Here is an 8,267-nt window from a genome sequence, read left to right as displayed (position 1 = left end):
CCCACGCGGCCGCGGCGGACACCCGGCGCCGGGCCGGGGTGCCCTCGGGGGCGGCGGAGCCGACCGCGCGGTCCACGGCGGCCGCGCAGCGGGCCAGTTCGACGGCGAGCGGCCCGGAGCGCCAGGCGGGGCGGCGCGGCCGCAGGCGCGGCAGGCCCGCCGCGCGCCACGGCCCGCCCCGTGCCGCGCCCTCCTCGGCGCGCAACCGGCGCTCCACCTCGTGCGGTTCGGGGCGCTCGGCGGGGTCCTTGGCCAGACAGGCGGTCACCACCCCCAGCAGGGCGGACGGCACGCCCTCCAGGTCCGGCTCCTCGTGGACGGTGCGGAACTGGACGGCCGCGGGATGGCCGTCGCCGAAGGGCAGCCGCCCGCCGGCGGCGAACGCGAGCACGGCGCCCAGCGCGAACACGTCGCCCGATGGCCCGGTGCGCCGGCCCAGCACCTGCTCGGGGGCGGCGAAGCCGGGCGTGGCGGGGGCCGACCCGGCGCCGGTGAGGGTCATTCCGTGTTCGGGCCGGGCGATGCCGAAGTCGATGACGTACGGTCCGCCGCGGGTGAGCACCACGTTGGACGGCTTCAGGTCCCGGTGCACCAGCCCCGCCGCGTGGATCCGCGCCAGCGTCCGTGCCAGCCGCGCCCCCAGCTCCCGTACGTCGGCCTCGGTGAGCGGCCCGAACCGGTCCACGGCGCGGGTCAGGGTCAGTCCGGGAAGGAACTCCGAGGCGAGCCAGGGCCGTTGGTCCCCAAGCCCGTGTCCGAGGGCGGCCGCCATCCCGGGCCCGCGCACCGACCGTGCCACCTCGGCCTCCCGCCGGAAGCGGGCGGGCATCCCGGGGTCCTGGTCGCCGGTGGCCCGCAGCGCCTTCACGGCGGCGGTCCGGCCCTCCGCGTCCACGCCCAGGTAGACCTTGCCCATGCCGCCCGCGCCGACCACGCCGAGCAGCCGGTAGGGCCCGAGGCGTGCCGGGTCGTCGCCGGCGAGGGGGGCGAGGAACGGGTTCTCGATCACGACCACGAACCGCGATCGTAGACGCCTTCCGGCGGCCGTCTACGCTGTGCGGGTGATCTCTTCGCAAGACCCGCTGTCCGTGCTCGTCCGCCGTGTGCCGCCGCCGTCCGAGGCGGTGGACGGCCACGGCGACTGGGAGGAGGCCCAGGCCTCGCTGGGGGTGCGGCTGCCCGCTGACTTCAAGGCGCTGGTCGAGACCTACGGGCGGGGCGAGTTCTGCGACCACATCTGCGTGCGCACCCCGTTCGGCGAGGACAACCCGGTCCGGCTCGAGGCGGATCTGCTGGAGGACTACGGCGACTCGCGGGCGATGTTCCCCGACCGCTACCCGTACCCGCTGTTCCCCGAGCCGGGCGGGCTGCTCGCGTGGGCGGTGACCGGCAGCGGACACCATCTGTGCTGGCGGACGGTGGGGCCGCCGGACGAGTGGCCGGTCGTGGTGTGGTCGCGCGACGACGACTACGAGGAGTACCCGCCCGGCGCGGCCGGCTTCCTGGAGGGGTGGATCAGCGGGCGGATCGTCTCGGAGGCGATGCCCAACAACCAGGCCGACCTGGTTCCGTGGTTCGACCCGGCGCGTGAGCTGGTCCATGTGTACGTCGTGCTGTCGGAGGGCGAGCGGCCCTATCCGGAGCGGCTGCGGATCCTGCGCGAGGCGCTGGCGCCCACCGCCGACCGGGGTGGCTTCGTGTCCCCGTACGACGGCAGTCGGCAGGACCACTTCGCCACGGTGGACGGCGGCTGGCAGCTGACGTACGAGACGGCGTACGGCCATCAGATCCGGGTGGCGTTCCCTCCCGAGGACAGCGAGCGGGCACGGCTCGCCGTGCTGGGCGCGGTGCGGAAGACGGGCTGTGAGGTGGTCAGGCTGTCGACGATCCACGGCTCCGCCGCGTGGCAGCCGCTGCCCTGAGGCGGGGCGTGGCGAGGGCGGGGCCGGACGCGTGTTGCGGGCGGCGCGGGGCGGGGCGGGGCGCTCAGCGGCCGATCCCGTGTTCGGCCAGCGGCCCGACCGTCCAGCCCTCGTCCCGGCAGGCGCGGACGAGGGCGGGCAGCGCGCCGAGCGCGGCCCGCCAGCAGCCGGCCTCGGCCGCCCGGTCGCAGTCGTGCAGCAGCACCGTGCCGCCGCCGCGCAGATCGCGCCGTACGGTGGCGAGCACCGAGGCCGCGGTGGCCCGCGCGGTCCAGTCCCGGCCCCACGCGGTCCACAGGACGGGGCTGAGCCCGGACCGCGCGGCGGCCAGCGTGCGACCGCCGGTGAGGACTCCGTAGGGCGGCCGGTACCAGCGCGGCACCGCGCCGGTGGTCTGCCGCAGGGTGCGGACGGCCCGGGCGACCTCGCGCAGGTCGCGGGGGGCCGTGGGCAGCCAGGGAGAGCTGTGCGTCCAGCCGTGGACGGCCAGCTCGTGGCCCCGGCGGGCGATGTCGCGCGCGGTCCCCGGGTGGCGCAGCACGCCGTCGCCCAGGACGAAGAAGGTGGCCCGCACCGCGAGCTCGTCCAGGGCGTCGAGGAAGCGCGGGGTGGACCGGGGGTCGGGGCCGTCGTCGAAGGTGAGGGCGATGTGGTCGGGCCTGCCTCGGCCGGCCAGGGCGGGGCAGACGGCGCGCCGCACGCCCGGCAGCCAGGTGACGGCGGGGGCCGCGTGCGCGGCCGCCACCAGGGTCGCGGTGGCCGTCGCCACCGTCGCGGCCCGGTGCCGCGCGCCATGGCCGTCGTGCCCGGCGCCCGGCCCGGCCCGTCCGCCGCTCACGGGGAACCGCCGCCTCCGGTCCCGCGCGCGGCACGGGCCCCGCGAGCGCCGCGCGGGGTGGGCCGGGTGGCCGTGTCCCAGCCGTCGGCGACGGCGGGCGCGTGGGTCAACCCGACGATCCCGACGGCCATCAGGGCGACACCCACCGCCTCGGGGATGATCCGCGGCCCCAGGACGATGCGCTCGCCGAACAGCACCCAGCCCAGCGCGATGCTCACCAGCGCGTCGCCGAGGGTGAGCGCGGGCTGGGACGCCGCCAGGGTGCCGGCCCGCAGGGTGCTCTGGAGCAGCAGGAAGCCCAGCAGCCCGGCCCCGCACACGGCGTAGAGCGGCCAGCTGGTGACCACGGCGGCCGGGCCGCCGGGGAAGCGGCCGGTGAACTCCTTGATGAGCGCCGCGGTGCAGGCGAAGCACACGGCGGTGGCGCCCCCCAGGACGGCCGCGCGGGCCGCGCCGCGCAGCGCGCGGGCCACCGCGATCAGGACGCCCACGGCGAGCGCGGCGAGCAGCCCGACCGGGAGCCAGCGGCCGTTGCGCGCGGTGCTGTAGCCGTGCGAGGGGTCGGCCGCGACGAGGAAGAGCGCCAGCCCGGCGGCGAGCGTCACGAACGACAGCCAGGTCCGCCCGTCCGGGCGGTGACGGAACACCAGGCTGCCCACCACCAGGGTGAACAGCAGTTCGGTCACCAGCAGCGGCTGGACGACGGAGAGCCGTCCGACCGCCAGCGCGCCCACCTGGGCCACCGCCGACACCACCATCGCCGCGGCGCCGGCCAGCCAGAAGGGGCGCCGCAGCAACCGGGCCAGCCGGAGCAGGGACTGCCGGGCCCGCCGCGACCACCCCCGGCGCCCCCGCCCCCGCTCCCGTGGCCGCTCCTGCTCCACCTGGTCCATCGCGGCGCGCCGTTGCAGCACCGACGCCGCGCCGTTGCCCAGTGCGGACAACAGCGCCAGCAGGACGGTCAGCGCGTCGTTCACCGCGTCACCCGAAGCGGGAGGCCAGCCGCCGGTAGAGCGCCGGGGCCGCGCCGCGGACCAGCACGGGCAGCCGCAGCCAGGCGGGTACGTACACCTCGTCGCGGCCGCGCGCCACGGCGTCCCAGACCGCGTCGGCGACCTTGGCCGGGGGCAGCGGGCGGGGCCGGCGGCGGGTGTAGGGGGCGCCGCGGCGGGCGAAGAACGGGGTGTCCACCACGCCGGGGACCACATGGGTGACCCTCACCCCGGAGCCGTGGAGCTCGTAGCGCAGGGCGTCGGCGAAGGTGCCGAGCGCCGCCTTGGCGGCGGAGTACACGGCCTCGCCCCTGACCCCCACGCCGCCCGCGACCGATCCGATGAGCACGATGTGTCCGCGCCCCTCGGCCAGCATGCGCGGCAGCACCAGGCGCACCACGCGTACGGCGCTCAGCAGGTCGACGGAGATCACCCGATCGATGGTCGCGGTCGGCATCTGGCCGAAGGGGCCGGCCCAGCCGATCCCCGCCCCCGCGACGAGCAGGTCGATCCGCCCGGCGGCCCGGAAGGCCGCGGTGACCAGGCGGCCGCTTCCCTCCGGGGTGGCCAGGTCGGCGGGGAGGGCGGTGGCGCGGGTGCGGGCCGCCACGCGGTCCAGCCGCTCCCGGTGGCGGCCGCTGACCAGCAGCCGCCAGCCGCCCTCGGCGGCGAGCCGGTCCGCGACGGCGGCGCCGATGCCCGAGGAGGCCCCCGTCACCAGCGCCACCCCGCGCGCCGCGGCGGGGTTCGCCGGGTCCCGGGCCGGGCCGCGGTGGGTTCCTGTGTCCGGGAGGGGGCTGGTCATGGCGACTCCCTGTGACGGCCGACCGGGGCACGTGGCCGCCGTACGGGTTTGGCGACACGCGGAGCGGTTAACTCCAGTTAGCCACGATCAGCCTCGCCACGCACCACACACGCCCCACCCACGCCCCGTACGCCCGCGCCGCACGCGGCGCGTCGGCCCCGTACCCCGCGGAGGTGACCATGCATCCGCCGCCCACCCGCCGGCACTCCCGACGCCCTTACCGGGAGCGGCGGTGAGCGGGCGTTTCCTGGTGGTGAGCGCCAGCATGGGCTCCGGTCACGACGCGGTGGCCGCGGAGCTGGCGCGGCGGCTGGAGGCCCGCGGACACCGGGTGGACCGGACGGATGTCCTCGCGCTGCTGCCGGCCGGGCTGGGGCCGGGGCTGCGCTCCGGATACCGGGCGACGATCCGCCATCTGCCCGTCCTCTACGAGGGGATCTACGCGGCGTTCTTCCGCCCCGGGGCCGGCCCGCGGCCGGGCAGCGCCCCGCTGGCGGCGCTCGCCGGGCGTCGTCTGCTGGACCTGGTGGAGCGGTGGCGGCCGGATGTGGTCGTACCGGTGTTCCATCTCGCGGCCCAGCTCACCGGCCACCTTCGGGCGGATGGCCGGCTGAGCATGCCCAGCGCCGTGGTGGTCACCGACTTCGCGGTGCACCGCCAATGGCTGCACCCGGGCAACGATCTGCATCTGTGCGTCACCGCGGAGGCGGCCGAGGCCGTGCGGCGGGCCGTGGGCCGGCCCGCGGTGGCCACCGGTCCGGTGGTGGCCGGGCGTTTCCTCGCCCCCGCGCCGGGGGCGGCCGACTGGCGGCGCCGCCTGGGGGCCCGCGCGCCCGGGAAGCCGCCGGTGGCGCTGGCCGCGGGGGCGTGGGGAGCCGGGACCCGCCTGGCGGCCACGGCGCGGCTGTTGGCCTCGGCGGGCTATCTGCCGGTGGCGCTGTGCGGCCGCAACGAGCGGCTGCGCCGAGAGCTGTCGCGCTCGCCCGGGGTGTCGGCCGTCGGCTGGGAACCGGATCTGCCCGGGCTGCTGGCCGCCGCGCGGGCCGTGGTGGACAACGCCGCCGGGCAGACCGCGCTGGAGGCGCTGGCCGCCGGGGTGCCCGTGGTCGGCTACCGCCCCATTCCGGGGCACGGGCGGGAGGGTGTCCGCCGGATGGCGGCCCTGGGGGTGAGCGACCGGGCCCGGGACGAGTGGGAGCTCGTACGGCTGCTCGACACGCTCACCGCCCCCGGCGCGGTGCGCGAGGGCCGCGTCGCGGCGGGACGCCGCCTGTTCGTCGGCGACGCGGCGGCCGCTCTGGCCGAGGTGGCCGCGGCGGGCCGGGTGGCCGGGGCCGCCGGGTGAGCGGCGGGCGGCCGGAGCTGCTTCGGGGAGGGCGTGTGACGTCGAGGAGGCGCCTGCCGGGACGGCGGATGGGCGGTGTCCGCCCGTCAGGCGCCGACCTCCTGGGCCTGGGTCAGGCCTCGTACAGACCGCGGCCGGCGCTCTTGGCCCGGTCCGCCTTGCGGAGTCGCTCCAACGTGTTACGCACGGAGTTGACGTTCGTGCGCGTCTCCTCGCGTCCGAGGGCCTCGTTGACCTCCGCGGCGCGCAGCGGGCGGCCCGCCTTGCGCAGGGCTGCCAGCACGTTTTCCGACAGGCCGCCGGGGCGCTCCGCCGCTGCCTCGGTCTTCGGCGCCGCCACGGCCTTCTTGGCGGTCTTCTTGGCGGCCGTCTTCTTGGCGGCGGTCTTCGAAGTCCGCGCGGCGGCGGGGGCCTTGGCCTTGCCCTTGCTGCGCTGACGGCCGATGGCGGCCTTCCGCGTGGCGGTGGCGGTGGCGGCCCGCCCGGCGGGAGCCGACTCGGCGGCCGGCTCCGGTGCCGCCTCGGCGGCGGGCTCCTCGGCCGTGGCCGCCGTGTCCTCGGCCACCGGCTCCGGGGCCGCCGGCGCGGCCTCGGCGGACTCCTCCGGCGCCTTCTGCGGGGCCGGCACGCTGGACAGCGCTTGAAGGCTGTTCAGCGCGCCGCTGACGGCCTCCAGTCGCTTGGTGACAGCTTCCAGATCCTTCTTGAGAGCCTCCTGCTGTTCCTCAAGTCGCGGAAGCTCAGCCTCCAGCGCCTCGATCGTCGAACCCACACTGTTGTCCGCACTCAATGCGTTCACCACCACTTCGTACCCTTTCTGCGCCCATCGCAGCTGCGATTATGCCTGGTGTTCAGAGGTGTACGGTGCCCTCCACACCGCCACACAACACCATCGAATCCACTTGCGCACCCCTTCGAACACACGCGTTTCCCCGATGTGCGCATGTCCGACGGTACGTCAGCTGCCCGGAAAGCGCCGGGCGCGGAGGCAACCCGGGTGGTGGGAAAACCTGTTGGGAGAGGAGGTGGCCCCCTCTCCCGACACGTCGGCGGGGGGACGGCGGCCACCCCCGGGTGGTGGTGTCACCCCTGGTAGGCGTCCACCAGTCCCTGGATGTCGATCTTCTTCATGGCGAGCATGGCCCGCATGACCCGCGCGGACTTGGCGGGGTCGGGGTCGCGCAGCAACTCGGTCAGCTTGCGGGGCACGATCTGCCACGACAGCCCGTACTTGTCCTTCAGCCAGCCGCAGGGGCCCGCCTCCCCGCCGTCGCCCAGCCGCTCCCAGAGCCGGTCCACCTCTTCCTGCGTGGCGCAGTCCACGGAGAGCGAGATGGCCTCGGTGAAGGTGAACTGGGGGCCGCCGTTGAGCGCGATGAACCGCTGCCCGGCGAGTTCGAAGGTGACGGTCATGACCGTGCCCGGCTCCCCCGGCCCCGCCTCGCCGTAGCGCTGGATCTCCACCACCCGGGAGTCCTCGAAGACGGACGTGTAGTGGTGGGCCGCCTGCTCGGCCTGGTCGTCGAACCACAGGAACGTGGTGATCTTCTGCATGATGTGCTCTCCTTGCCGACTCGGCGCGATGCCTGTACGGGTAGGACCGGCCGGGCCGCGAGAACTCATCGGTCGGCGGTGCGGAAGACCAGCCGCCCCTCCGCCACCTCCACCCGGACCTCGCCGCCCTCGGTGAGCTCGCCGTCGAGCAGCATCCGGGACAGCGGGTTGTCGACCTCGCGCTGGATGGTGCGCCGCAGCGGCCTGGCGCCGTATTCGGGCTGGTGGCCGCGGTGGGCCAGCCAGTCGACGGCTTCGGGGGCGAAGGTGATGGCCACGCCCCGGGCGTGCAGTCGGCGCCGGGTCTCCCCCAGCAGCAGGTCGGTGATCTGCCGCAGTTGCCCGGCGGTCAGCCGGCGGAAGATGACGATCTCGTCGACGCGGTTGAGGAACTCGGGGCGGAAGTGTTCCCGCAGCGGGCGCAGCACCCGCTCGCGGCGGGCCTGTTCGTCGCTCTCCGCGCCCTCGGGTCCGAAGCCGAGGACGGCGCCGCGGCCGCTGATCGCCTCCGAGCCGAGGTTGCTGGTCATGACGATGACGGTGTTGGTGAAGTCGACGGTGCGGCCCTGGGCGTCGGTGAGCCGTCCGTCGTCGAGGACCTGGAGAAGGGTGTTGAAGACGTCGGGGTGTGCCTTTTCGATTTCGTCGAACAGCAGCAGGGAGTAGGGGTGGCGCCGCACCGCCTCGGTGAGCTGTCCGGCTTCCTCGTGGCCGACGTAGCCGGGCGGGGCGCCGATGAGGCGGCTGACGGTGTGCTTCTCCTGGTATTCGCTCATGTCCAGGCGGACCATGCGGTCCTCGCTGCCGAACA

General features: G+C 75.9%; 9 protein-coding genes. 2 read left to right on the top strand and 7 right to left on the bottom strand.

The genetic code is table 11. From position 1 onward, the window contains the following. The coding region (locus tag ABFY07_RS42205; RefSeq protein ID WP_346179542.1) for a serine/threonine-protein kinase at window positions 1–1,015 on the bottom strand (1,015 nt) is incomplete at its 3' end. A gap of 46 nt (window positions 1,016–1,061) precedes the next feature. Between ABFY07_RS42205 and ABFY07_RS42200 the strand changes: the two genes are divergently transcribed. Beyond that, on the top strand, window positions 1,062–1,922 hold the full coding sequence (locus tag ABFY07_RS42200; protein WP_346179541.1) for an SMI1/KNR4 family protein: 861 nt from the start codon (window positions 1,062–1,064) through the stop codon (window positions 1,920–1,922). Window positions 1,923–1,986: 64 nt separating this feature from the next. Here ABFY07_RS42200 and ABFY07_RS42195 read toward each other — a convergent pair whose 3' ends face one another. From ABFY07_RS42195 to ABFY07_RS42185, 3 genes are read right to left on the bottom strand one after another with little or no spacing between them, the layout of a single operon-like run. Beyond that, window positions 1,987–2,760: a polysaccharide deacetylase family protein gene (locus ABFY07_RS42195; protein ID WP_428837119.1), complete on the bottom strand. Its 774-nt coding sequence runs from the start codon at window positions 2,758–2,760 to the stop codon at window positions 1,987–1,989. After that, complete coding sequence (locus tag ABFY07_RS42190; protein ID WP_346179540.1) at window positions 2,757–3,737, bottom strand: DMT family transporter; 981 nt, start codon at window positions 3,735–3,737, stop codon at window positions 2,757–2,759. Before ABFY07_RS42190 ends, ABFY07_RS42195 begins: the two co-directional genes overlap by 4 nt. Before the next feature lie 4 nt (window positions 3,738–3,741). Further along, complete coding sequence (locus ABFY07_RS42185; RefSeq protein WP_346179539.1) at window positions 3,742–4,557, bottom strand: SDR family NAD(P)-dependent oxidoreductase; 816 nt, start codon at window positions 4,555–4,557, stop codon at window positions 3,742–3,744. 232 nt (window positions 4,558–4,789) lie between these two features. On the opposite strand from ABFY07_RS42185, the gene ABFY07_RS42180 reads away from it, so the two are divergent. Then, window positions 4,790–5,902: an MGDG synthase family glycosyltransferase gene (locus ABFY07_RS42180; protein ID WP_428837118.1), complete on the top strand. Its 1,113-nt coding sequence runs from the start codon at window positions 4,790–4,792 to the stop codon at window positions 5,900–5,902. Window positions 5,903–6,014: 112 nt separating this feature from the next. Here the strand turns inward: ABFY07_RS42180 and ABFY07_RS42175 are convergent, their stop codons facing one another. The 3 genes from ABFY07_RS42175 to ABFY07_RS42165 form a co-directional block, all read right to left on the bottom strand. Continuing rightward, window positions 6,015–6,701, bottom strand: coding sequence for a prephenate dehydrogenase (locus ABFY07_RS42175; RefSeq protein WP_346179538.1), 687 nt, complete (start codon window positions 6,699–6,701; stop codon window positions 6,015–6,017). A gap of 284 nt (window positions 6,702–6,985) precedes the next feature. Next, the gene (locus tag ABFY07_RS42170) at window positions 6,986–7,456 is read right to left on the bottom strand and encodes a VOC family protein (RefSeq protein ID WP_346179537.1); all 471 of its coding nucleotides are present in this window, start codon (window positions 7,454–7,456) and stop codon (window positions 6,986–6,988) included. A 65-nt stretch (window positions 7,457–7,521) separates the two neighbouring features. Further along, window positions 7,522–8,267 (bottom strand): AAA family ATPase (locus ABFY07_RS42165; RefSeq protein WP_346179536.1); only part of this gene is annotated, 746 nt, incomplete at its 5' end.

It is taken from the genome of Streptomyces sparsogenes subsp. cuspidosporus (assembly GCF_039532705.1).
Lineage (GTDB): Bacteria > Actinomycetota > Actinomycetes > Streptomycetales > Streptomycetaceae > Streptomyces > Streptomyces sparsogenes.
The sequence above is the reverse complement of the archived record's forward strand: the minus strand, read 5'-3'. Positions and strand labels throughout refer to the sequence as shown.